The 22,966-nt window shown below is 45.5% G+C and carries 20 protein-coding genes; 4 read left to right on the top strand and 16 right to left on the bottom strand.

What is annotated here, in order from left to right; translation table 11 throughout:
- Positions 1-181 precede the first annotated feature (181 nt).
- The gene (locus QUB04_RS13210) at positions 182-1,213 is read right to left on the bottom strand and encodes a sulfate/molybdate ABC transporter ATP-binding protein (RefSeq protein WP_333284833.1); all 1,032 of its coding nucleotides are present in this window, start codon (positions 1,211-1,213) and stop codon (positions 182-184) included.
- A 520-nt stretch (positions 1,214-1,733) separates the two neighbouring features.
- On the opposite strand from QUB04_RS13210, the gene gltD reads away from it, so the two are divergent.
- Entirely contained in the window at positions 1,734-3,218 is a 1,485-nt protein-coding gene (gene gltD, locus QUB04_RS13205) for a glutamate synthase small subunit (protein WP_333284831.1), read from the top strand.
- A 644-nt stretch (positions 3,219-3,862) separates the two neighbouring features.
- On the opposite strand, the gene QUB04_RS13200 is transcribed toward gltD, so the two are convergent.
- The 4 genes from QUB04_RS13200 to QUB04_RS13185 all read right to left on the bottom strand — a co-directional run bounded on the left by QUB04_RS13200 (position 3,863) and on the right by QUB04_RS13185 (position 10,153).
- The gene (locus QUB04_RS13200) at positions 3,863-4,471 is read right to left on the bottom strand and encodes a transposase (RefSeq protein WP_333284829.1); all 609 of its coding nucleotides are present in this window, start codon (positions 4,469-4,471) and stop codon (positions 3,863-3,865) included.
- Between the two features lie 322 nt (positions 4,472-4,793).
- Complete coding sequence (gene priA, locus QUB04_RS13195; RefSeq protein WP_333284827.1) at positions 4,794-7,355, bottom strand: primosomal protein N'; 2,562 nt, start codon at positions 7,353-7,355, stop codon at positions 4,794-4,796.
- A 63-nt stretch (positions 7,356-7,418) separates the two neighbouring features.
- The gene (gene iscB, locus QUB04_RS13190; protein WP_333284825.1) at positions 7,419-8,699 is read right to left on the bottom strand and encodes an RNA-guided endonuclease IscB; all 1,281 of its coding nucleotides are present in this window, start codon (positions 8,697-8,699) and stop codon (positions 7,419-7,421) included.
- 383 nt (positions 8,700-9,082) lie between these two features.
- Positions 9,083-10,153: an ATP-binding protein gene (locus QUB04_RS13185; protein WP_333284823.1), complete on the bottom strand. Its 1,071-nt coding sequence runs from the start codon at positions 10,151-10,153 to the stop codon at positions 9,083-9,085.
- A gap of 614 nt (positions 10,154-10,767) precedes the next feature.
- Here QUB04_RS13185 and QUB04_RS13180 point away from each other — a divergent pair.
- Positions 10,768-11,712 (top strand): fused MFS/spermidine synthase, encoded by a 945-nt coding sequence (locus QUB04_RS13180; RefSeq protein ID WP_333284821.1) that lies wholly within the window; start codon positions 10,768-10,770, stop codon positions 11,710-11,712.
- 51 nt (positions 11,713-11,763) lie between these two features.
- Entirely contained in the window at positions 11,764-11,922 is a 159-nt protein-coding gene (locus QUB04_RS13175) for a YqaE/Pmp3 family membrane protein (protein ID WP_333284898.1), read from the top strand.
- A gap of 132 nt (positions 11,923-12,054) precedes the next feature.
- Here the strand turns inward: QUB04_RS13175 and QUB04_RS13170 are convergent, their stop codons facing one another.
- Positions 12,055-13,335, bottom strand: a complete 1,281-nt coding sequence (locus tag QUB04_RS13170) for a lipid-A-disaccharide synthase (protein ID WP_333284819.1) — start codon at positions 13,333-13,335, stop codon at positions 12,055-12,057.
- Between the two features lie 36 nt (positions 13,336-13,371).
- Between QUB04_RS13170 and QUB04_RS13165 the strand changes: the two genes are divergently transcribed.
- Positions 13,372-13,848 (top strand): ankyrin repeat domain-containing protein, encoded by a 477-nt coding sequence (locus tag QUB04_RS13165; protein WP_333284817.1) that lies wholly within the window; start codon positions 13,372-13,374, stop codon positions 13,846-13,848.
- Between the two features lie 106 nt (positions 13,849-13,954).
- Here QUB04_RS13165 and QUB04_RS13160 read toward each other — a convergent pair whose 3' ends face one another.
- The 10 genes from QUB04_RS13160 to QUB04_RS13115 all read right to left on the bottom strand — a co-directional run bounded on the left by QUB04_RS13160 (position 13,955) and on the right by QUB04_RS13115 (position 22,843).
- Positions 13,955-14,986: a calcium-binding protein gene (locus tag QUB04_RS13160; RefSeq protein ID WP_333284815.1), complete on the bottom strand. Its 1,032-nt coding sequence runs from the start codon at positions 14,984-14,986 to the stop codon at positions 13,955-13,957.
- A gap of 113 nt (positions 14,987-15,099) precedes the next feature.
- Complete coding sequence (locus QUB04_RS13155) at positions 15,100-15,306, bottom strand: hypothetical protein (RefSeq protein ID WP_333284814.1); 207 nt, start codon at positions 15,304-15,306, stop codon at positions 15,100-15,102.
- 187 nt (positions 15,307-15,493) lie between these two features.
- A complete protein-coding gene (locus tag QUB04_RS13150; RefSeq protein ID WP_333284812.1) occupies positions 15,494-16,480 on the bottom strand; it encodes a calcium-binding protein in 987 nt (328 codons plus the stop codon).
- Positions 16,481-16,573: 93 nt separating this feature from the next.
- Positions 16,574-16,696: a hypothetical protein gene (locus QUB04_RS13145; protein WP_333284810.1), complete on the bottom strand. Its 123-nt coding sequence runs from the start codon at positions 16,694-16,696 to the stop codon at positions 16,574-16,576.
- The gene (locus QUB04_RS13140) at positions 16,689-17,732 is read right to left on the bottom strand and encodes a calcium-binding protein (RefSeq protein WP_333284808.1); all 1,044 of its coding nucleotides are present in this window, start codon (positions 17,730-17,732) and stop codon (positions 16,689-16,691) included. The genes QUB04_RS13145 and QUB04_RS13140 overlap by 8 nt, the downstream gene beginning before the upstream one ends.
- 93 nt (positions 17,733-17,825) lie before the next feature.
- Complete coding sequence (locus QUB04_RS13135) at positions 17,826-17,948, bottom strand: hypothetical protein (RefSeq protein WP_333284806.1); 123 nt, start codon at positions 17,946-17,948, stop codon at positions 17,826-17,828.
- Positions 17,941-19,014, bottom strand: a complete 1,074-nt coding sequence (locus QUB04_RS13130) for a calcium-binding protein (protein ID WP_333284804.1) — start codon at positions 19,012-19,014, stop codon at positions 17,941-17,943. The genes QUB04_RS13135 and QUB04_RS13130 overlap by 8 nt, the downstream gene beginning before the upstream one ends.
- A 315-nt stretch (positions 19,015-19,329) precedes the next feature.
- Positions 19,330-20,376: a calcium-binding protein gene (locus tag QUB04_RS13125; RefSeq protein ID WP_333284801.1), complete on the bottom strand. Its 1,047-nt coding sequence runs from the start codon at positions 20,374-20,376 to the stop codon at positions 19,330-19,332.
- Positions 20,377-20,691: 315 nt separating this feature from the next.
- Complete coding sequence (locus QUB04_RS13120) at positions 20,692-21,726, bottom strand: calcium-binding protein (RefSeq protein WP_333284800.1); 1,035 nt, start codon at positions 21,724-21,726, stop codon at positions 20,692-20,694.
- 127 nt (positions 21,727-21,853) lie between these two features.
- Positions 21,854-22,843, bottom strand: coding sequence for a calcium-binding protein (locus QUB04_RS13115; protein ID WP_333284798.1), 990 nt, complete (start codon positions 22,841-22,843; stop codon positions 21,854-21,856).
- Positions 22,844-22,966: the final 123 nt, after the last annotated feature.

The following is a 22,966-nucleotide window of genomic DNA, read 5'->3' as shown; positions in this document are numbered from 1 at the left end:
AAAATTTCAGGGGGAAGCTTTTTCTCGTTCCCAGGCTCTGCCTGGGAATGAATTTCAGGAGGCTCTGCCTCCGATGGAGAGCCACGAGACAGCATTACCAGGCACGAGCCTGGTAACGATGTGGCAGCAGTGTTTTGTAGAAGCTCCCCGATAGTATTTTGCGTAAGATGCAGCCGCTGATTTAAATTGAATAAGCAGGGAAAGTCATTGCGTGTTTGGGCTTGACGTAAACCTGCTGATCTCGCTTTAACTGTAGAGAATCGAAGCGCTCGCGACTCACGTAAGCTGTTACTACCTGCTCGGATTCTAACACTAACTCGGTTTGTATTTCCCGCCCTAAATGAATGATGCGACTGACTTTTGCTAATGAAAAACCAGACTCCGGCTTAGTTTTAATTTCCACGTCGTGGGGGCGCAAAAACACTACGTCCGAATGAGCGGCTCCATTATTGCGAGCCGTTGTGCCGTTACTGGCGAACAAACCCGCAGCATTTGAGAGCACATTGACCGGCCCAATAAAACTCATCACAAAAGCTGATGCCGGTTTGTCGTAAATTTCAGCAGGAGTGCCAACTTGTTCGACTCTACCTTTGTTCATTACCACAATTTCATCGGCTACTTCCATAGCTTCTTCTTGGTCGTGAGTCACAAAAACTGTGGTGATGTTAACTTCTTTGTGAAGGTTGTGCAGCCACGATCGCAATTCTTTGCGGACTTTAGCATCTAATGCTCCAAAAGGTTCGTCTAGCAGCAGCACTTTTGGTTGAACTGCTAGAGCTCTGGCCAAAGCAACCCGCTGCCGCTGGCCGCCGGAAAGTTGCGAAGGATAGCGATCGCCCAAACCTGTCAACTGCACTAAATCCAAAAGTTCATCAACCCGCCTGCTAATCGAGCCTTTAGGAACTTTGCGAATCTCCATCGCAAAAGCTATATTTTTCCTAATACTCATGTGTTTGAATAAAGCGTAGTGCTGAAACACAAAACCGATATGCCGTTCCTGCACCGACTGATGAGTAGCATTTTCACCCGTCAGGTAAATCTGACCGCTGTCCGGCGGTTCTAGCCCCGCGATCATCCTCAGCAGAGTCGATTTCCCGGAACCGGAAGGCCCCAACAGCGCCACTAAAGAGCCCCTTTTAATTTCCAAATTCACGTTGTCAATGGCGTGGAAGGAGCCGAAGTGTTTCGATACGTTCTCAATTGTAATGCTCATGACTTTGTGTACCTATTTTAGGAGTTGACGGTATTAACTCCATATATCTGACCGATTTACAGTAGTATATCCTGAAATTAATATTTGGCAAGGCCTGTAACTTTTTGTATTGTATTTCGAGCCCTCCTGATGGGAACGGCGCTTGAAAGTTGACGCTGGCGGGCCGTCCGAGTTAACCCGCGAGGGTTTCCAGATGTGGGATTATCGGTAAATGCGATCGTCCCAGAGTAAGCCATGCTGAAATTACGTAGAAACCGGGTTTGATGGACGAAAATACTGCATCATAACCTTTAAAACCTTTAATCCCCGTAAAAAAGCGGGTTTCTTTGCTGTCGATCTATCTATATTTTACCGCTGCCGACAATTCCCCGACTCCCGGCGATATTAAAGATTTCATGTACAAATTGCTCAATCTGAGGTGCGATCGCACACAATTTAGATCACAATAGTTAATTCAGAAGCCCGCCAGCTTCACCTTTGAGAAAGTGACAGAATAGTAAATTCTAACCAGAACACCACTATGGGAAAACCAACAGGCTTTATCGAATTCTTGCGCGAATTGCCCTCCGAACTCTCACCAGTCGAGAGAGTCCACAACTGGGACGAATTTCACCTACCGATGGATGAGGACAAACTCCGCACCCAAGGGGCGCGCTGCATGGACTGCGGCATTCCGTTTTGCCACACGGGTACAATTATCAGCGGCATGGCAAGCGGCTGCCCGATTTACAACCTCATCCCCGAATGGAACGACCTAGTATATCGCGGACTGTGGAAAGAAGCCCTAGACAGACTCCACAAAACGAACAACTTCCCGGAATTCACCGGCCGCGTCTGTCCCGCACCCTGCGAAGGCGCTTGCGTGCTCGGCATCAACAATCCGCCGGTGACGATTAAAAACATCGAAGCCGCAATTATCGACAAAGGCTGGGATGAAGGCTGGGTTACTGCCGAACCACCCGCCAAACGCACCGGCAAAAAAATCGCCGTCATCGGTTCCGGGCCCGCCGGTTTGTCCGCCGCCGCGCAACTCAACAAAGCCGGTCATTGGGTAACTGTATACGAAAGAGCCGATCGACCAGGCGGCCTGCTAATGTATGGCATCCCCAACATGAAGCTAGACAAAGAACAAGTCGTAATGCGCCGCCTGAAAGTCCTCGAAGACGAAGGCGTGACATTCGTCTGCAACACCGAAGTCGGCAAAGACTTACCAGCCGAACAACTGCTAAAAGAATACGACTCAGTTGTGCTCTGTACCGGCGCCACCAAACCCCGCGACTTGGGCATTGAAGGCCGGGAATTAAAAGGCATCCACTTCGCAATGGACTTTCTGACTGCGAACACCAAAGCAGTTTTAGACAAGAGCACCAACGATAACTTCATCTCCGCCGAAGGCAAAGATATCGTGATTATCGGCGGCGGCGACACCGGCACCGACTGCGTGGGCACCTCCATTCGCCACGGCTGCAAAAGCCTCGTACAGCTAGAAATCCTGCCCAAACCGCCCTCAGAACGCGCCGCCAACAATCCCTGGCCGGAATGGCCGAAAGTCTACCGCCTCGACTACGGCCAAGAAGAAGCAGCAGCCAAATTCGGCGACGACCCCCGCGGCTATCTCACCACCGCGACAAAGTTCGAGGGCGACGAAAACGGCAATGTCAAAGCTGTGCACACCGTTGAGGTGGAGTGGGCGAAAAACGAGAAAGGGCAGTTCATTCCGAACCACATCCCGGGCACGGAAAAAGTGTTGCCCGCACAGCTTGTGTTGCTAGCGATGGGCTTCCTCGGCCCGGAACAGCCCTTGCTGGATGCCCTGGGATTGGAACGCGACGCCCGCAGCAACGTGAAAGCCGAGCACGAAAAATATACAACCAGCATTCCGGGAGTTTTCGCGGCTGGGGACTGTCGCCGGGGACAAAGTTTGGTTGTTTGGGCGATTAATGAAGGGCGGGGCGTGGCCCGGGAGTGCGACCTTTATCTGATGGGGAGCACTGATTTGCCTTAATTGGTAGGTGTGAGTCGATCGAGATTGTTTGATTTCCGATAATTTATTAGGCCCGTAAGGGCGGGTTCGCCAAGATTTTGATTTAAAAACCAAAAATATTGTAAACCCGCCCTTTGTACCTTGAAAGAGGTAGATTGCGATTTACCTTTGGGTGGGGGCGGGTTTACGAGATTATGGATTTTAGGCAATTATTATTGGTGAAACCCGCCCCTACAAATCTCTCGATTTGGGATGATTTTCGTGAATAAATTCCGATAATTTATTATGCCTGTAGGGGCGGGTTTTACCAACAATATTTGAGGCTCACAAACAATCTATAAAAACCCGCCCCCACCCAACCAATAACCCAGATTAACCTGATGTTTGAGCTCATCCCAAAAATGTAGGGGGCGGGTTTATTATATTGTGGGTTTATGACAGAGATGGTTGGTGAAACCCGCCCCTACACATTGGTACATTTGGATTTGTCGTTGGGGGGGGCGGGTTTTTTATATTGTGGGTTTATGGCAGAGATGGTTGGTGAAACCCGCCCCTACACATTGGTACATTTGTATTTCTCGTTGGGGGGGGCGGGTTTTTTATATTGTGGGTTTATGGCAGAGATGGTTGGTGAAACCCGCCCCTACGAATCGATCGACCTAATATTAGAGGACGATCGACTGTATATAAGATTTACCATTCCATTCGATCGCCAGCGGACTAGATTCATTAATTTTGACTGAATTATGAGGATACAATTCATCTTTTCCCCACAATAAAGGATTATTAACAATATATTCACGAATGGCAACTAATGATTCTTCATTGCGGATGATATGTTCGTAATAACCCCGCTGCCACACCGATATGCTTGTCAAATATCGCATTTGGTTAATTCGCCGCGCCGAAGATGTTTTTAAACCCCGCACAATTTCCGACAAAGGATGGATTTTTGATTTTATCAGGCCAAATTTATCGGATTCTGTAGAATTTATTTCGGGGCTGCCTTTCAAAACAATAATTCCATGAACGTGATTTGGCATCACAATAAAATTGTCTAATGCTACGTTTGGGTAACGTTTGGGAAGAATGCTCCAATTGAATAAAACAGTTTTCCCATAGGGACTCAATTGCATTTGATCATTAATAACGTCGCCGAATAAACATTCGCGCTGCCAACTGCAAATAGTGATAAAATACGCACCGGGAGTCCTATAATCATATCCTGGCAGGCGAATTGAGCGGCGGTGGTGTTTGTTAGGATCGTATTTCATAATTTTGTTTCCATAAAACAGTTGTTCGTTGGGTGGGGGCGGGTTTATTAGATTGTTGGTTTCTGACATAAATGGTTGGTGAAACCCGCCCCTACGATGGGCTGTAGGGGCGGGTTTTACCAACAATATTTGAAGCTGACAAACAATCTATAAAAACCCGCCCCCACCCAACCAATAACCCAGATTAACCTGATGTTCGATCGAATTCAAAAAATGTAGATTCGGATTTGTCGTGTTCGTGGGGGCGGGTTTATTATATTGTTGGTTTCCGACATAGATTGTTGGTGAAACCCTCCCCTACAACGGCCTGTAGCCCCACCAATCAACCAAAATTCAACGGATCGACATCAATAGTTAAACTAACAGAACGCGGCGTGCGATCGCGCAATCCGATCAAATCCGACAAATCCACCGACTCATCCAAAGGCAACTTCAGCAAAATCTGCCACCGATAGCGATTTGCCACCCGCATAATCGCCGCAGGTGCAGGCCCCAACAATTCACACCCCGGTACAGACAATCGCTCAATATACTCCTGACAAACAGACGCCAATTGTACCGCTGTCACCGCCACTTCTGCCGCATCTACACTGCTCAATCGCAACAATACCAGCCGCCCCGAAGGTGGATAATTCAGCGCTGCTCTTTCTGCTAATTCTGTTTCCACAAAATCCGCATATTCGTGCCGCCTAACTGCTTGAATAACCCGATGTTCGGGAGTGTAAGTTTGAATAATTACCCGCCCCGGATCGTCGCCTCTGCCCGCACGTCCCGCGACTTGAGTTAATGTTTGAAAAGCTCGTTCGCTTGCCCGATAATCCGATAAGTTTAGTAACCCGTCAGCAGACACAACTCCCACCAATGTTACTCCAGCTAAATCTAACCCTTTAGTCAGCATTTGCGTACCCAACAAAATGTCAGCTTCCCCATTAGCAAATTGCGTTAACAATCGGCGGTGGTCGCCCTTATTTCTAGTCGTATCGCTGTCAAACCGAATTGCCCGCAATTCGGGAAATAATCTCGTTAATTCCTGTTCGACTCGCTGAGTGCCACTACCAAAGTTTTTGAAGTAAGGAGAACGGCATTCCGGGCAGTTTTGGGGGTGTCGTTCCGTATGGTTGCAGTAGTGACAGCGCAATATTTCTGCTGTTCCTTCGCCGACGTGGTGATAAGACAGGGAAACATCGCAATTCGGGCATTCCATCACATAGCCGCAACTCCGACAAGAGACAAAGGTACTGTGTCCTCTTCTGTGAATAAATAGAATACCTTGCTGTTGTCTTGCTTGCAATTGTTCCAGGGCGTTTTGCAGGGAAGCGCTGAAAATTGAGCGGTTTCCTTGCCGCAATTCTTGGCGCATATCGACTATTTCCACAGGCGGCATGGGGCGGGAATAAATGCGATCGGGCAATGATAAATAATGGATATTTGGTAACGAGTAATAATCTCGGCACGTCCCGACAAAAGTCTCTAAAGCTGGCGTTGCGGAACCTAAAATTAAGGGACAATTTTCTAATTCGGCGCGCCATTTGGCAACGGTGCGGGCATGGTAGCAGGGGGCTGGTTGGTCTTGTTTGAAGCTGCTGTCGTGTTCTTCATCAAGGATAATTAAGCCGAGGTGAGGTAAAGGTGCGAAAATGGCCGATCGCGTGCCGATGACAATTTGCGGGGTTCCAGTCAGCATCTGACGCCATGTATCGTAACGTTCGCCGTCGGATAGGGCGCTGTGGTACACGCAAATTTGCTCGCCAAAACGGGCGCGGAATCTGTCTGTAAGTTGCGGTGTGAGGCCGATTTCGGGAACGAGTACGAGGGCGGATTTGCCGCTGGCTAAGATTGGGGCGATCGCCTGCAAATACACTTCGGTTTTCCCGGAACCTGTAACACCGTGCAGCAGCACTTGACGAAATCCCGAAAAAGAGTTAATAAACGCTAAAGCTTCAGCTTGAAAATGAGTTAAAGTCTTCGGTGCATCGGGCAATTGAGAAATTCCGCGATCGCCCCTGAGCACTTCCCTTTGATCGATGACAACGCTACCTTTTTGTTCCAAATTTTTGACAACAGAAGAACTCGCGCTGCAAATTCTCAGCAAATCGTTCATCCACATTTCACCGCCGCCGCGTCGCAAAACTTCCAATACTTCTTGTTGCCGCTTGGTTAAATCTGTGACAAATGCACTAGCAATTAATGTCACGGCCGGTTTGAGTTGTGGTTTGGGAGGATTGGGAGGTTCTAAATAACTTTCTACCCAACCGCGTTTCAATAAATCTTTCAATCCCCGATAACTTCCCTTGACTTGTCGCTGGAGGTATTGCCAAGTGTAATCGCCGTTTTTTTGAGCTTGCAGCAATTGCAAAATTTGACTGGCGGCGGGATTGAGAAATGTTTCGGCATTCGGAGAAATTGCGTCCTTAATTAAGCGAATTCGGCGCACGGAACGGCTTAACAAACCGGGCGGCAGTGAGGCTCTAATTACTTGAATTAATGGTGTGCAATAATAGGTGGCAGTGCGATCGAGCAATTCCCAGTAATTAGGCGGGAAAAAACCCGCACTGACAACATCTTCGACATCTTTAACCCGCGCCGGATCTAAGTCGGGCGGCAGTTGAGAAATGAACCGAATCGCGATCGCCCCTACCTGTTGACTGCCAAAGGGTACACTCAAAATATCCCCTGGTTGCACGGTAAGTTCCGCAGGTAAACGATAGGTAAATAACTTGTTTTCCTCCCCTGCGGAGTCCCCCGCAACCCTGAAAGGAGAGTCTACCAATACCTCGATCCACTCTGCTTGCACGGTGGGGCGCTGTGGCGGTTCGCTGCTGCCGTAGGATGCCCCGGCCTCTGCCGCTATAGGGGTTGACAAACCAAAAGTGACAGTAGACATAGGGTTAGAAGCTGTATATTAATTTCTGGACATCTCTGGTCAGACGTTCTTTTTTGAGTATGCTTAGGCATATCTGTATCCGTCCTTTCGATGCACTGCCGATTGGACATAGGCGAGTTTGATTCCGATCCGTTTCTTACCAACAGGTGGATAAATCTCACCATCACCATTGGTATAGGGGCAAAGCCTAGCAACATAAGTACCTTTATTTACGCCTTTCGGAATGACGGTTTTGACAATATCACCATTACAAAAACCATGAATCGGACGTAATGGACGATGTTTCTGGGGATAACCAAACTTGTCAGTTTGACATCTCTGTCTACCACCCATACCAGTCGCTTTGACCCGCCAAACACGAGTTAGCAAAACTTTCAGAAATTCAACCTCACCGACGCAAGCTGCATCGATCCAATGCTCTTTAGGTAGTCCCAGACGGCAGCGGTTAAACTTTGTTTGTCCACCAGTTCCGAGTCTTACAGGTAGTCCGGTAGCTTTTAACGTGTCGAATAATTTGCGGCGAGTAGAATTCACAGCAGCAGCATCTTTAAGCGGTTTCTTGGACTGAGACAAAATCCTGTCAGCACGTTTAGGATCACGCTTCAAAAAGTCTCTTAGATCCTGAGTACCTTTCTTTTGATTGCACTTTTCACAGGCAATACAGAGGTTAGACAGACGATCTGACCCACTTTTTGCCCGTGGCTGAACATGATCTATCTGCAATGGAACATCCGTCCGATCGCAGTAGGCACATTTTCTACCCCATTTCTCTAGCAGATATTCGCGTTTTTCGTAACCTGCCAAAGTGCCTTGCTGGTACTGAGCACCTTCAATTTCAGGGTTTTCCATGCCTTGCATATCAAATCTGACAAGTTCTTGAACAATCTCAGCAACCGGGGCGAATTTTGCGATCCGCTTGACCCATGTTTCAGTCGTCAATACACGGTGCATCAGGCTTGGCGCTAACCATCCTTCAGCTCGTTTACGGTTGAGAAACCTCGGTTTCCGATAACGCATATTACGATTGCGTCTACCACGCCTCACACAAGAGCGAGATTCCAGAGCATCTTTAATTGCTTGCCCCCGGTGTTGTAGTTCCATGCCCCAAATAACTTCGTTTTGATTATTAACCAGCGCCATGCCTGTGAATTGGGAACCCGGATCGATCTTTAATTTGATTGGATATGTGATGATGTTTTCAACCTCTCTTTTTAAGATAAGTGTGAATGGAAACCTTCGGAAAACAGCAGCTTTGCCAGTTTTGAGTAACTTATCAGCATGGGCAGGATGAATCGGATTCATCGGTGTTTTAGTTGCATCAATCAAGAAAACGTAATTACTCATGGTTCGGTTTTGGTCGGTTTGACCAGTCCTTATGGCTAAGTAAAGTTTGCCTCGAAAATGTTGAAAAGGCTTTTTGCAGATGTGACACAGGCTCTCATGTCTTTCGCCTCTGTTGTTTAATCACATCTAACAGAGCTACAAACTGGCGTTCATTTGCAGGTGTATTGACCTTTTAAACGTGGATTCCGAAAATCCTTGCTTACGCAACCTCAGTTTATTCCGAGGATTCTGCACGTTCCTGACCCAGACTGACAAGCCTACGCAGAACAGGTAGGTTTGTCTACACCTGGGTAGACATTAAGGAACGGTTGCACATCAAACTAGGAGGAGCCGCGGTCAAAGGGAGTTTTCATTATCCCTCAGTTTAGCTCGATCGATCGCTCTTAGCTGCGGGAATTGGCGATCGGAATCTCGATCACGAATTCAGTCCCTTCTCCTATTGCGGATATGCACTCCAACCTCCCGCCGTGTTTGTCCACAACAATCTGATAGCTAATTGACAATCCCAAACCCGTCCCGTGACCAACTTGTTTGGTGGTGAAAAACGGATCGAAAATTTTCCCTTTTACAGCTTCATTCATTCCCATACCATTATCTTTGATGCTAATTCTTGCCCAATTTTTGGAAATAATAGAAGTAGTAATGGTCATCTTGATAGGGTTGGCTTCTATCTCCTCCAGTGAAGACTTTTGCTCTCGCTCCCGCAGGGCATCAACAGCATTATTAATGATATTCATAAATACCTGATTTAATTGTCCCGCATAACACTCTACCTTGGGCAATTCGCCATAATTTTTAATAAGATTAATAGCGGAATAACCCGGTTTTTCTTTAGTTAAATGCTGCAAGATTAACAAGGTGCTGTCAATTCCTTCGTGAATGTTAACTGGTTTCTTTTCACCTTCATCTACCCGCGCAAAGTTGCGTAAAGTCAGCACTATTTCGCGGATGCGCTCGGAGCCAACTTTCATTGACGAAAGAGTTTTCAACAAATCTTCGCGCAAAAAGTCGATGTCAATTTTTTCCAGAAAATCTTCAATCTCTGCATCTGTTTCGGGATACCTATCCTGGTACATTGCTAGCAATTTTAAAATGTCGCCAGCGTAGTCATTGACATAGGTAATATTGCCGTAGATGAAGTTGACGGGATTGTTGATTTCGTGGGCAATACCAGCTACCAAAATGCCCAAAGCCGACATTTTTTCGGCTTCGATCAATTTGATCTGCGTTGTTTGCTGGTTTTGCAGAGCTTTTTCTAGCGTAGAGATTCTTGCTTTTAAAATATTTTCGGAATCTTTAAATTCCTCAGTGAGTGTTTTTAGCAAAGATTCTTTTTTTTGATTAATGGCTTGTAATTGGCTGCGTTCGGTTTCCGAAGTTTCAAGTTTTTCCCGCAGGATTCGATTTTCCTTTTCCAGCTCTTTGATTCTGTTGTCGCAGTCTGTTGGTTCCATCGGCTATTATTTTGAACCTAAAAATAGTGTCAGAACAGTTTTATTAGTAAATTTAGTTGCACCCTTTACCTAGTTAGAATTTCGGCGCACATCGCCTAGCCAATTGTGTCCGAAAAATTCCACACTTCCTTTAATTGGCTCGATCTAAAAATCTTATCTAATATACATTCAAAATGTCAACATATTAATAACAAATCTGGTTAAAACCGATCGCTACTTTTATTGCCGACACTCGCATTTGGGGGTTTTTCCTCCGATTGTTGATAAATAAGCAGGGCGAGCGCAAACTTATAAAGGCGGGCCCAGCGCGACAAATTGCCCGATTCAGACAACCTTTGTACAAAACCCGCCGGCAACGCAAAGCGAAAATATTAAATGTGAGTGCGATCGAGTGGGGGCGACGGGAAAAGTGATCTCGACTGGGCGCGCGAGATCCCACAAGCAATCTCAAGTACCAAGCCACTTGCTCTATCCCAGAACGCAATCACACTATACCATTGCTGAGAAATCTCACTTTAATGTGTCGATCGTACTCACACACCCGCACCATTTTGTGCTAATAACTACTACTTGTGACAACATCGACACAGCGGTTTATATTTGGAGAGTAATTGATGTCAGGTAGCGAAGTTCGTGCAGATTTTTGGATGAGCGAGTACATTACCCCGTGGGATATTTACGTTCACGGCGTCATCGCGGTACTCGCTTACAAGAAAACAGCCTATCAAGAAATGTACGTAGTTCAGACCGGTACCTACGGCAAAGGCTTAGTTTTGGACGGTAAGTGGCAATCTTGTACAGGCGACGAGTTTCTGTACCACGAACCCCTGGTGCACCCAGCCATGATTTGTCACGGTTCACCCAAAAAAGTCCTCGTTCTCGGCGGCGGAGAAGGAGCTACAATTAGAGAAGTGCTGCGCTGGAAAACAGTTGAAAAAGTCGTGATGATCGACATTGACGGCGAAGTAGTAGAAGCTTGCCGCGAACACCTGCCCGAAATGCACCAAAATGCCTTTGACGACCCCCGCTGCGAAGTAGTAATCGGCGATGCTTTGGACTATTTAGATAAAACTGACAATGATTGGGATATTGTCATTTCTGACTTGTCCGATCCCATTGAAGAAGGCCCATCTTTCCAGTTGTTTACCAAGGAGTATTTTGAGAAAGTTCGCAGCGTAATGTCACCTAATGGATATTTCGTAGTGCAAGCGGGCCCAGTTTCTCCGGCAGAAATGAAAATGCACGCTCGCATTGTAAATACTTTGAAATCTGTTTTCTCCAATGTTCAATCCTGCACCAGCTTTATTTCTACTTATGGAGCTCCTTGGGGTTTTGCCGTAGCTTCTAACCAAGAAATAAATACGCGACCAGAACCAGAAGCTACTGACAAATTACTCGCCGAGAAAACAACTGGCGGGTTGCGGATGTTGGACGGAATTACACTGTTGGGGTTGATGCAAGTTCCCGGTCACTTACGGCAGGTAATCGCCGCTGAAACCGAAGTTTACACTATGGCAGCACCGCCTAAGTTTTTCGGGAAAGGTTCGGTCGGTCAGTAAAGTTCAATTGAAAGAGACAACTCGTTTGGAGTAACTGAGATTGGCAATTGAATCCGCATAGTCGCTGCCATTTTTCTTCCCCCGCTGGGCGTATTTATGACAGTCGGCATTGGCAGAGATTTTTGGATCAACCTGGTTCTAAGCTGTTTTTTCTTGTTTCCGGGTACGATCCACGCTGTTTGGGTGATTGCTAAGCACGATCGAGCTTAACTTGAGCTAAAATCCTGTTTTGGGATAATAAACAGGCAAGAGAAAATAAACTTTCTTTTGCCTGTTTTCACCAATTTATCTGGATTAAATCTGCGTTTATCCGCGTTCATCTGCGGTTAAAAATAAAAAAATCTAATTCTTATCAGAATTTGATTGCACCTCAATTTCTTCACAAACCAATTCAGCAATTTTTTTCGCCGCCCCCGATTCTCCTCGAACTGCACGCAAACGATCGCCCATTTGTGCTAATTTTTCAGGATGGCTCAAATAGTCGATCGCCAATTGAGCTATTACCTCCGGTTCCAACTTCCCAATTAACTCCGGCACAATCTCTTCCTGTGCCCAAATATTCGGCCAAGCATAAAGCTTTCCCTTTCCCAATTGCCAGATTAGCCAATTAATCGCCGTCGCAAAAACTGAACCGACTAACGGCAAATTGGCCAGCAATCCCGGCAAACCGTCCCAAGCTTTCATCGCATCCAATTGCTGCGTCGGAATCAAAACAATCATCGGTACAGCTAACGAACCCAATTCCGCAGTATTAGCTCCCACAGTAGTTAAACACAGGCTGCATTCTGATAGCAAATCGTAAGCGGGTGTCTGCGTCCAAAGTTCTACTTGCAAGTTATTTGCTGTCTGCAAAAACGGCGTTTCTGTTAAATGAAGTTCGGCGCTAGCGTTCTCAAATAAATGCAGGCAAGGATTTTGTTTGGGGTCGGCAAAACCGGCTAGAGTTTGCACATCTAAGGTAGGAGCAACGGGAATTACAAAGCGAGTTTCAGGGCGGAGGCGATGGATAGATTGGGCGATCGACAAACATAACGGTACACCTAAAGCTAATTTAGCCGCTTTAGAACCGGGCAACAATCCAATTAATTCTATTTTCCGTAGGGGCGGTGCCCCCGTGCCCGCCCTGCCCGATTTCCCGTTCCCTACTTCGGCGATCAAATCTCCGACAACTGTAAATTTCTTAGCATATTTTTGGGGAATTTTAGCAAAAACTTCTGGTTTCATCGCCGCAAATTTATCAATCCAGCGATACCACCGCGCGTCCCATTCAGCATAAATAACAGTGCGATATTTAAGTCTTTTGCCAATAACAACTGTAAAAAATTGATCGCCGCCTAAAAATAAAACAACTCCTGTTTCATACCAATCCCAATTTTCAGCAGTTTTGCCCGATAATAAGAATGGAAAAAAAAGCTCCGGTGCTTGCACTCTGTCAACTTCTGGGTAGGAACAAGCGATTTGCGCTTCTTTCCCGGTGGCGTGCGGACAGGGGGACAGCACCACAGAGATTCGCGCTTGAGTGCCCGTGTTTGCCAATTGCTCACGCAAAGCTTGCACGGCGGGACGCACCCAAGTTGCCAATTCTCCGGGGCCGTTGGAGAGGATTAAAATATCGACTGTCATAGGATTTAATATTTGAGAGGATACAAGGGAGAATTTATGACAGATTTAATTGATGCCGTCAAGACGGGTGATGTTGCGGCTGTAGAAAGTGCGATCGAACAGCGTGCAGATATCAATGCTAAAGATGAGGAAGGCGCGACTGCTTTGACGACTGCGGCTGAGGCTGGCAATTCGGCGATCGTCAAAAAATTGCTGGCTGCAGGTGCCGGGCCCAACAGTCAAGATAATGACGGGTGGACGCCGTTAATGAGTGCCGCTGCTGCCGGACATACGGAGATTGTACAGCTTTTGCTGGAGGCGGGAGCGGATGTGAATGCTAAAACTAATTTTGGTTTGACGGCTTTGATGAGTGCTGCAGGTAGCGGGCGCACTCAAGTTGTGGAAGTTTTAATCGATAAAGGAGCTGATATCAAAGCGTATGATAATAATACTTGGACTGCGTTAATTTGGGCGTCTTCGGAGGGTCACAAAGATGCGGTTGAGGTTTTGAAGCTAGCGCGCGATCGCCATTAAAGACTTAGAAACCGGGTTTATTCGAGAAACCCGGTTTCTGGATGGTACAATTAATTATCGTACTCCCCAGCAGCGATCAAGCAAATCCTGAATAGCTGCGAGATTTCTACCCAATTAAAGAAGTTGACCAACTATATTCTGAAGGTAATAAATTCAACTTTAGATTTCCGCCACCTTCAATAACTGCGATCGTATCACCATAACTAAGTTGGTCGCCTCCATTTGGTGTAAAGAACGGCAAGCCGTTTGTTTGGATTGCTAAATCTCGATTATTGTTGATGGGAAACACAATGTATTTATCGAATGATGTAGAGCCGAGCTGGATCGTATCCTGACCTTGGGTAAAGTTTTGAATTGTAGCAAAACCCGGTCCAAGGTAGAAAGATTTATATCCAATCACAAACACTCTACTGGTATATACAGGCTGCGCTAACACGAATGTATCGGCGCCGGGTCCGCCAATGAGAGTATCGAATTCGTTGCTGCCGTCACTTCCAGACACTCCGGCGCCAAAGCCTGTAGAGCCTGTTACTCCAACTAATTGGACATTCCCCACTCCTATACCAGTGAGGGTGTCATTGCCGGAAGTTCCGATAAAAGTAGCAGACCTGTTTGGCTCGTTTTTTCCGAAATTGAAGTAGTGTTCCCGACCAGTTGTCAAAGCTCCAGAGTAGACAAGAGGTCCAATATCACGGTTTCTATTTAAGTATACTGTTTCATAGAAAGAAGTACCATTACTGAAGCCGCCGAATTGAATGAAGTGCTGGTAGCCACTTTTAAAGTTATTCTCAATAAACGACCGCGAATCTCGGTTAGTTGCTACATAAAATGCTTCGTCATAATTTGGCGATACGCGCGATCGACCCTGTTCGTAACCAAACTGGATAAAGTGATCTAAGCCTGTAGCAAAAGGCGCGTTTGGGTTGTTTGGAGTGCGGATAAAGGGTTTGAGGTCTGGATTTCCGTCAAGGTAAGTAGCTTCGTCAAAATACCGCGATATTTTTGTGAGGCCGGCGGCTTGGCCGAACTTTTCAAAGTGTTCTCTTCCAGATTTGATGATTCCTGCATCAATGGCTGGTTTCACCCAAGGATATTGAGCAAGGTAGTATGGTTCGTCAAAAATGTCATAATTTGTCATAATTATTTCTCCAAGCTTAGTCTGCTTACTTGTCGGTTAAACTTGACACAGTATAAATAACTCTACGAACTCACTATGTCAAGTTAATTATTGTTAATCCTGTTTTATGATTTTTATGGCAAACACAACAGTGCGATCGCCCATTTTGCGAATGTGCGATCGTACTCCCCAGCAGCCAAAGGTAAATCCTTAACTGCTTCGAGATTTCTATCGAAGGAAAGATGTAAAAGAAAGAGATTTTGGTAATAAATTAAAACTGAGATTTCGGCCGCCTTCAATAACAGCGATCGTGTCAAAGCGGCTGGTTTCGACCACTCCATTTTTCACAACAGACAAGCCATTCGCTTGGATAGCTAAATGTCGATTATTGTTAATGGGAAACACCAAGAAGAACTCTCAGAAAGTCCCTGCAAGCTGGATGCTATCCTGACCTTGGGTAAAGTTAAGTAGCGTGCGTTATTAACGCACCTACCATGTTAACCGAGAAAGAGATAACCGAGGTTCCGGTTATTTAAGGAATAGGTAGAAAGTGCCGTCCCCCTGTGGCTGAGTTGTAGAAAAAGATAAATTTTTTCCCTCAATAATACCAATTGTTTCATATCTTGGGCTGAGGATTATGAACTCGTTAGCATCCCCCATTGTTGTGTAGATATCGGGACTTCCTGCCAACTGGATCTTGTCATTGTCTTGATCAAAGTTCCGAATTCTAACTATACCGGGGGTAGTCGCATAGAGTTGACGGGATGTGGGATTACCGGAGGTAGCAGGAACTCCGAGTACGAATGTATCCCTCCCAGGGCCGCCGATCAGGACATCAGATTCATCAAACCCAAAGCTTTCATACTGCCGATTGCCTTGGGGATCGATACCTACTTCAACTCCAATTAATTCGGCATTCCCTACCCCTACACCAGTGAGGGTATCATCGCCGCGGCTTCCGACAAAAGTAGCGGAGCGACTCTGCTCAAATTGCCCAAATTTGAAATAATGTTCTCGACCGGTTCTCAAGGCTCCCGAGTTGACAAACGGCACAATGTCGGGGTTTTCTTTTAAGTATTCCGGTTCAAAAAATGAAGTCCCAAAACGACCGTCTTTGAGTCCGAATCGAATGAAATGCTGGTAGCCTGATTTGAAAGTTCCGTTCTGAACGAACGATCGCAACTCTGAGTTATTTGCTAAATAAAAATCTTCGTTATATTCAGGCGATACGCGGGTGCGGCCTTCTTCGTAGCCAAACTGAATAAATTGGTCTAAACCAGACGCAAAAGGCGCGTCTGGATTGTTTGGGGTGCGAACCAAGGGAGCAATATCTGGATTTTGAGCTAGATAGGTTTCTTCGTCAAAGTAACGCGATACTTTAGTCAGGCCGCCGGCTTGACCGAAGTTTTCAAAGTGTTCTCTGCCGGATTTTATAATTCCTGCATCAATAGCAGGTTTCACCCAAGGATATTGCGCCAGGTAGTATGGATCGTCAAAAATTTCATAATTAGTCATAAGTTGTACTCTAAGCTTAGTCTGCTTACTTGTCGATTAAACTTGACCCACTATAAATAACTCTACGAACTCACTATGTCAAGTTAATTATTGTTAAGCCTGTTTTATTATTTTTATGGCAAACACAAAAGCGCGATCGCCCATTTTGCGAATGTGCGATCGCACTCCCCAGCAGCAATCAGGCAAATCCTGAATAGCTTCGAGATTTCTACACAAGTGAACTTAGCAAAGGAGTAGATGGTGATAGATTCAAACTGAGATTTCCGCCACCTTCAATAACAGCAATTGTATCAAATGGACTGGTTGAGGGAACAGAAACTCCATTCTCAAACATGGGAAAGCCTTTCCATTGGATAGCTAAATCTCGATTATTGTTGATGGGAAATACCAATAATTGATCTGAGGTACCCAATACTACATCGATACTATCCTGACCTTGGGTAAAGTTCCGAATTGTAGCAAAACCCGGCCCGAGGTAGAACTGTGCTGCACGGAATGGCACATTACGGGCGAATGCTTGCTCCTCGCCCAATACAAATTTATCACGACCGATACCGCCAATGAGAGTATCAAATTCATTGCTGCCATAACTTTCATACAATCGGGCGCCGTAATGAGGTTCTACACCTACTTCAAGTCCAATTAATTCGGCATTTCCCACCCCGGAACCAGTTATAATGTCATTGCCGGAAGTTCCAACAAAAGTCGCAGAGCGGCTTGGATCGGAACTTCCAAACTTGAAGTAGTGTTCGCGACCAGTTTTTAAGGCTCCAGAGTTGACAAACGGCACAATATCGCGGTTTTTCTGTAAGTATTCCGATTCAAAAAATGAATTTCCAAACCGACCGTCTTTGATTCCGAATTGAATGAAGTGCTGGTAGCCAGTTTTAAAAGTTCCATTCTGAATAAACGGCAGCAAATCTCGGTTATTTGCTACATAAAATGCTTCGTCATACTCAGCAGATACGCGAGTGCGACCTTCTTCGTAACCGTATTGGATAAAGTGGTCTAGTCCGGTCGCAAAAGGTGCGTTTGGGTTGTTTGGGGTGCGAAGCAGGGGAGCAATATCTGGATTTTGAGATAGATAGGTTTCTTCGTCAAAGTAACGCGATACTTGGGTCAGACCGCCGGCTTGACCGAACTTTTCAAAGTGTTCTCTGCCGGATTTTATAATTCCTGCATCAATGGCTGGTTTCACCCAAGGATATTGGGCAAGGTAGTATGGTTCGTCAAAAATGTCATAATTAGTCATAATTTTTGGTTCAAGCTTAGTCTGCTTACTTGTCGATTAAACTTGACGCACTATACCTAACTCTACTAACTCACTATGTCAAGTTAATTATTGTTAAGCCTGTTTTATTATTTTTATGGCAAACACAAAAGCGCGATCGCCCATTTTGCGAATGTGCGATCGCACTCCCCAGCCGCAATCAGCCAAATCCCCAATAGCTTCGATATTTCTAGCCAAGTAAAGGTAGAGAACCTCTAGATTCTGGTAATAGATTCAACTTGAGATTTCCGCCGCCTTCAATAACAGCGATCGTGTCAAATCTACTAATTCCCGAACTTCCATCTGCAAGGGAGACGAACAAGCCGTTCGTTTGGATAGCTAAATCTCGATTGTTGTTGATAGGAAATATCAAGAATTTATCTAAGGCAGGTTGGATATCTCTTGTTGCTAGTTGAATACTATCCTGCCCTTGGGTAAAGTTCCGAATTGTAGCAAAACCCGGCCCGATATATAAGTTTGTTGGGAAACTGAATCCCTTACCACCACTGCCTACTAAAAGGTCTCCCAGCATGAATTTATCGCGGCCGCTACCGCCAGTGAGAATATCGAATTCATTACTGCCCTCACTTTCATAATTTCGGCCGGGGATGGAAAAGCCATCACTGTTTGTAACATAACCTACTTCAACTCCAATTAATTCGGTATTCCCCACCCCAGCACCGGTAATGATGTCATTCCCGGAAGTTCCGATAAAAGTCGCAGAGCGGTTAGCCTCGTTTTTGCCGAAATTGAAGTAGTGTTCGCGACCTGTTTTCAAGGCTCCAGAGTTGACAAAAGGCACGATATCGGGGTTTTTTAGTAAGTATTCTGTTTCAAAAAATGAAGTCCCAAACTGACCGTCTTTGATGCCGAATTCAATGAAATGCTGGTAGCCATTTTTAAAAGTTCCATTCTGAATAAACGGCTGCAACTGTCGGTTATTTGCGAGATAAAACGCTTCGTCATACTCAGGCGATACGCGAGTGCGACCCTCTTCGTAACCGAACTGGATAAAGTGGTCTAGTCCTGTAGCAAAAGCCGCATTTGGGTTGTTGGGGGTGCGGACTAAGGCAGCGATGTCTGGGTTGCCAGCAAGGTAAGTAGCTTCGTCAAAATACCGCGATACTTTAGTTAAGCCGGCGGCTTGACCGAATTTTTCAAAGTGTTCTCTTCCAGATTGGATAACTCCTGCATCAATGGCTGGCTTGACCCAAGGATATTGAGCAAGGTAGTATGTTTCGTCAAAAATTGCGTAACTAGCCATGTTTTCCTACTGCGGCTTTAATGAGCTGTTTATGCAATTTATCAATAATCCAGAACAGAGACAATTACCTGATCGGGTGATTTTACCCAACAGTCAAATCTCACTTAAGCTCTATGCTTTATCGCCCATAAAAGTGAGACCTACTGGAGGATTAAATGGATTTATCATCCCAATCAATTGCAGATTTAGATTGGCTACGCTATGAATTATGGCCATTGTATCTGCCGATTATTGAATTAATAAGTCTCTCGATGATGGACTAAGGCAAACCCTGAATAGCTGCAAGATTTATACCCAAATACAGCGCTAATAACACTAGATCCCACCATAGGCTACTGGTAGATTCAAACTGAGATTTCCGCCACCTTCAATAACAGCGATAGTGTCACCGGGAGTGGTTTCGGTAACTCCATTGTTAACGACGAATAAACCCCTCTTTTGAATAGCTAAATCTCGATTATTGTTGATGGGAAATACCAATAATTGATTTGAGAAAACCCCTATATCGAGCGTATCCTGATCTTGCGTAAAGTTCCGAATTGTAGCAAAACCCGGCCCGATGTAGGACAGGTCAGTGTAAACCGCCGATCTACCACCCGCTAGAGTGCGAGTTCTACGGGTCAACACGAATATATCGCGGCCGCTACCCCCAGTTAGAGTATCGAATTCATTGCTGCCGTCACTTTCATAATATTCCCTGGGGGAGGCTAAAAATGCGTTACTTTCTGTAGTGTAACCTACTTCAAATCCTATTAATCGGGTATTCCCCACCCCTACACCAGTGAGGAGGTCATGGCCGGAAGTTCCGACAAAAGTAGCAGATCGGTTTGGCTCATTTTTCCCGAAATTGAAGTAGTGTTCGCGACCAGTTTTCAAGGCTCCCGATTCGACAAGCAGCCGAACATCGGGGTTGAATTGTAAATATCCCGGTTCAAAAAATGAAGTCCCAAACTGCTCCTCTTTGAGGCCGAATTCAATGAAATGCTGGTAGCCGTTTTTAAACGTTCCATTCTGAATAAACGGCAGCAAAACTCGGTTAGTTGCGAGATAAAACGCTTCGTCATACTCAGGCGATACTTGGCTGCGACCCTCTTCGTAACCGTATTGGATAAAGTGGTCTAGTCCGGTCGCAAAAGGCGCGTTAGGGTTGTTGGGGGTGCGGACAAAGGGTTTAAGGTCTGGATTTCCCTCAAGGTAAGTATCTTCGTCAAAATACCGCGATATTTTTGTGAGGCCGGCGGCTTGACCAAATTTTTCAAAGTGTTCTCTTCCAGATTTGATGATTCCTGCATCAATGGCTGGTTTGAGCCACGGATATTGCGAAAGGTAGTATTGTTCGTCAAAAATTGCGTAACTAGCCATGTTTTCCTCCTGCGGCTTTAATGAGGTATTTATGCAATTTATCAATAATCAAGAACTGAGACAATTACCTGATCGGGTGATTTTACCCAACTGTCAAATCTCACTTAATCTCTATGCTTTATAACCCAAAAAAGCGGTAAGATTGGGAGAATTAAAGAGATTTCTCATCCCAATTAATTGCAGATTTAGATTAGCTCCCCCCTGAATTATGGCAATTGTATCTCCCGATTTTTAAATTAATAAGTCTCCCCATGATGGACTAAGGCAAACCCTGAATAGCTTCGAGATTTATACCCAAGTAAAGTGCTAATAACACTATATCCTTGTAATTAGTTGATTATAAGTGAGATTTCCCCCACCTTCAATAACAGCGATCGTATCAGGGGGAGTGGTGAAGGCAACTCCATTGTTAACGGTGAGGAAGTCCTTCTTTTGAATAGCTAAATCTCGATTATTGTTGATGGGAAATACCAATAATTCATCTGAGGAAAGCCCTATATTGATGATATCCTGACCTGGGGTAAAGTTCCGAATTGTAGCAAAACCCGGCCCGATGTAGGACGGGTACGTGGTAAACGTCCGTCTACCACTTCCTATACTGGAAAATGTACGGCTCAACAGGAATGTATCGCGGCCGCTACCGCCAGTTAGAGTATCGAATTCATTGCTGCCGTCACTTCCATAAGATGGCCTGGGGTCGGGAAAGCCATTAATTCTTGTAACATCATTTAGTTCAACTCCTATTAATACGGTATCCCCCACCCCTACACCAGTGAGGATGTCATTGCCGGGAGTTCCGACAAAAGTAGCAGACCGATTTGGCTCGTTTTTCCCGAAATTGAAGTAGTGTTCGCGACCAGTTTTCAAGGCTCCCGATTCGACAACCCGCCGAACATCGGGGTTGCTCTCTAAGTATCGTGGTTCCAAAAATGAAGTCCCAAACTGATCCTCTTTGAGGCTGAATTGAACGAAATGCTGGTAGCCATTTTTAAAAGTTCCATTCTGGATAAACGGCTGCAACTGCTGATTATTTGCGAGATAAAACGCTTCGTCATATTCAGGCGATACGCGAGTGCGACCTTCTTCGTAACCATATTGGATAAAGTGGTCTAATCCGGTCGCAAAAGGCGCGTTAGGGTTGTTGGGGGTGCGGACAAAGGGTTTAAGGTCTGGATTTCCCTCAAGGTAAGTAACTTCGTCAAAATACCGGGATATTTTTGTGAGGCCGGCGGCTTGACCAAATTTTTCAAAGTGTTCTCTTCCAGATTTGATGATTCCTGCATCAATGGCTGGTTTGAGCCACGGATATTGCGAAAGGTAGTATTGTTCGTCGAAAATATCGTAATTCATAGTTTGCAGTTTAAAGAATGTAAAGTGCGATCGTACTTTTTTATAGAACCATCGCCCACCACCAATAAAAAATCATTAATCATCAGCATTAGCTAATGACTAATGACTAATGACTAATGACCAATGACTATCCAATCAAGAAAGTACCGTTACCGTTAGATTCTTGGAAAGTTAAACCCAAGCTTGCTGCTCCTTCAATCACGCCGAGGGGATCTCCAAAACGCTGGATTGACAAATTGTTGCCAACCGGAGTCAGGCTGTAGCCGTCGTTTAAAGAATTTCCTTGCAGTTGGATAAAATCGCTTTCTATGTTGAAGTTACGAATCGTAGCTTGACCGTTACCCAAATACAGCGGTGTCGGGGTGACATTCCCGGCTGTAGCAGGAACTCCCAGTACGAATCTATCCGCTCCCGGACTGCCAATCAGGACATCGAATTCATTGGTGCCAAAGCTTTCATACTGCCGGTTGCCCCTGGGATCGATACCTACTTCCACTCCAATCAGTTCGGTATTCCCCACACCAACACCAGTGAGAATATCGGTGCTGCGGCTACCAACAAAAGTTGCGTCGCGGCTTGGCTCGTTTTTCCCGAAATTGAAGTAGTGATCCCGACCAGTTCTCAGGGCTCCAGAGTTTATAAACGGCACAATGTCGGGGTTTTCTCTTAAGTATTCCGGTTCAAAAAATGAAGTTCCAAAACGACCTTCTTTTGAGCCGAATTGAATGAAATGCTGGTATCCCGATTTGAAAGGTGCATTGGGGCCGACAAACGCTCGCAAATCCGAGTTATTTGCTAAATAAAAATCTTCGCTGTACTCTGGCGATACTGCGCTGCGGCGCTGTCCTTCTTCGTAACCGAACTGAATCAAGTGATCGAGCCCACTCGCAAACGGCGCGTTTGGATTGATAGTGCGGACGAACGGTCTGAGGTCTGTGTTGACAGTAAGGTAAGTATTTTCGTCAAAATAACGCGATACTTTGGTTAGACCGCTGGCTTGACCGAATTTTTGAAAGTGTTCTAGTCCTGATTTGATGACTCCGGCATCAATGGCTGGTTTGATCCAAGGATATGAGGCAAGGTAAAATTGTTCGTCGAAAACTGCGTAGTTAGCCATGTTTTCCCCCTAATGTTTTGATGAGCTTGATAGTCCATAGCACTTAGCTTTCCATGAACTCGATCGCCAATCAGGAATTTAGACAAAACAGACGTTATGAAATGGTTTTAAATTCCTGGTAAA

It is taken from the genome of Microcoleus sp. D2_18a_B4, assembly GCF_036702475.1.
In the GTDB taxonomy this organism is placed as follows: domain Bacteria; phylum Cyanobacteriota; class Cyanobacteriia; order Cyanobacteriales; family Microcoleaceae; genus Microcoleus.
The sequence above is the reverse complement of the archived record's forward strand: the minus strand, read 5'-3'. Positions and strand labels throughout refer to the sequence as shown.

What these genes read in the sequence shown, in the direction of transcription:
- iscB (WP_333284825.1), bottom strand. Translation starts at nt 8,699, where the DNA reads ATGAGTAATTACGTTTTCTTGATTGATGCAACTAAAACACCGATGAAT.
- QUB04_RS13150 (WP_333284812.1), bottom strand. Translation starts at nt 16,480, where the DNA reads ATGACTAATTATGAAATTTTTGACGATCCATACTACCTGGCGCAATAT.
- QUB04_RS13130 (WP_333284804.1), bottom strand. Translation starts at nt 19,014, where the DNA reads ATGGCTAGTTACGCAATTTTTGACGAAACATACTACCTTGCTCAATAT.
- QUB04_RS13120 (WP_333284800.1), bottom strand. Translation starts at nt 21,726, where the DNA reads ATGAATTACGATATTTTCGACGAACAATACTACCTTTCGCAATATCCG.
- priA (WP_333284827.1), bottom strand. Translation starts at nt 7,355, where the DNA reads ATGTCTACTGTCACTTTTGGTTTGTCAACCCCTATAGCGGCAGAGGCC.
- QUB04_RS13185 (WP_333284823.1), bottom strand. Translation starts at nt 10,153, where the DNA reads ATGGAACCAACAGACTGCGACAACAGAATCAAAGAGCTGGAAAAGGAA.
- QUB04_RS13170 (WP_333284819.1), bottom strand. Translation starts at nt 13,335, where the DNA reads ATGACAGTCGATATTTTAATCCTCTCCAACGGCCCCGGAGAATTGGCA.
- gltD (WP_333284831.1), top strand. Translation starts at nt 1,734, where the DNA reads ATGGGAAAACCAACAGGCTTTATCGAATTCTTGCGCGAATTGCCCTCC.
- QUB04_RS13155 (WP_333284814.1), bottom strand. Translation starts at nt 15,306, where the DNA reads ATGGAGTGGTCGAAACCAGCCGCTTTGACACGATCGCTGTTATTGAAG.
- QUB04_RS13180 (WP_333284821.1), top strand. Translation starts at nt 10,768, where the DNA reads ATGTCAGGTAGCGAAGTTCGTGCAGATTTTTGGATGAGCGAGTACATT.
- QUB04_RS13165 (WP_333284817.1), top strand. Translation starts at nt 13,372, where the DNA reads ATGACAGATTTAATTGATGCCGTCAAGACGGGTGATGTTGCGGCTGTA.
- QUB04_RS13200 (WP_333284829.1), bottom strand. Translation starts at nt 4,471, where the DNA reads ATGAAATACGATCCTAACAAACACCACCGCCGCTCAATTCGCCTGCCA.
- QUB04_RS13125 (WP_333284801.1), bottom strand. Translation starts at nt 20,376, where the DNA reads ATGGCTAGTTACGCAATTTTTGACGAACAATACTACCTTTCGCAATAT.
- QUB04_RS13140 (WP_333284808.1), bottom strand. Translation starts at nt 17,732, where the DNA reads ATGACTAATTATGACATTTTTGACGAACCATACTACCTTGCCCAATAT.
- QUB04_RS13160 (WP_333284815.1), bottom strand. Translation starts at nt 14,986, where the DNA reads ATGACAAATTATGACATTTTTGACGAACCATACTACCTTGCTCAATAT.
- QUB04_RS13210 (WP_333284833.1), bottom strand. Translation starts at nt 1,213, where the DNA reads ATGAGCATTACAATTGAGAACGTATCGAAACACTTCGGCTCCTTCCAC.
- QUB04_RS13115 (WP_333284798.1), bottom strand. Translation starts at nt 22,843, where the DNA reads ATGGCTAACTACGCAGTTTTCGACGAACAATTTTACCTTGCCTCATAT.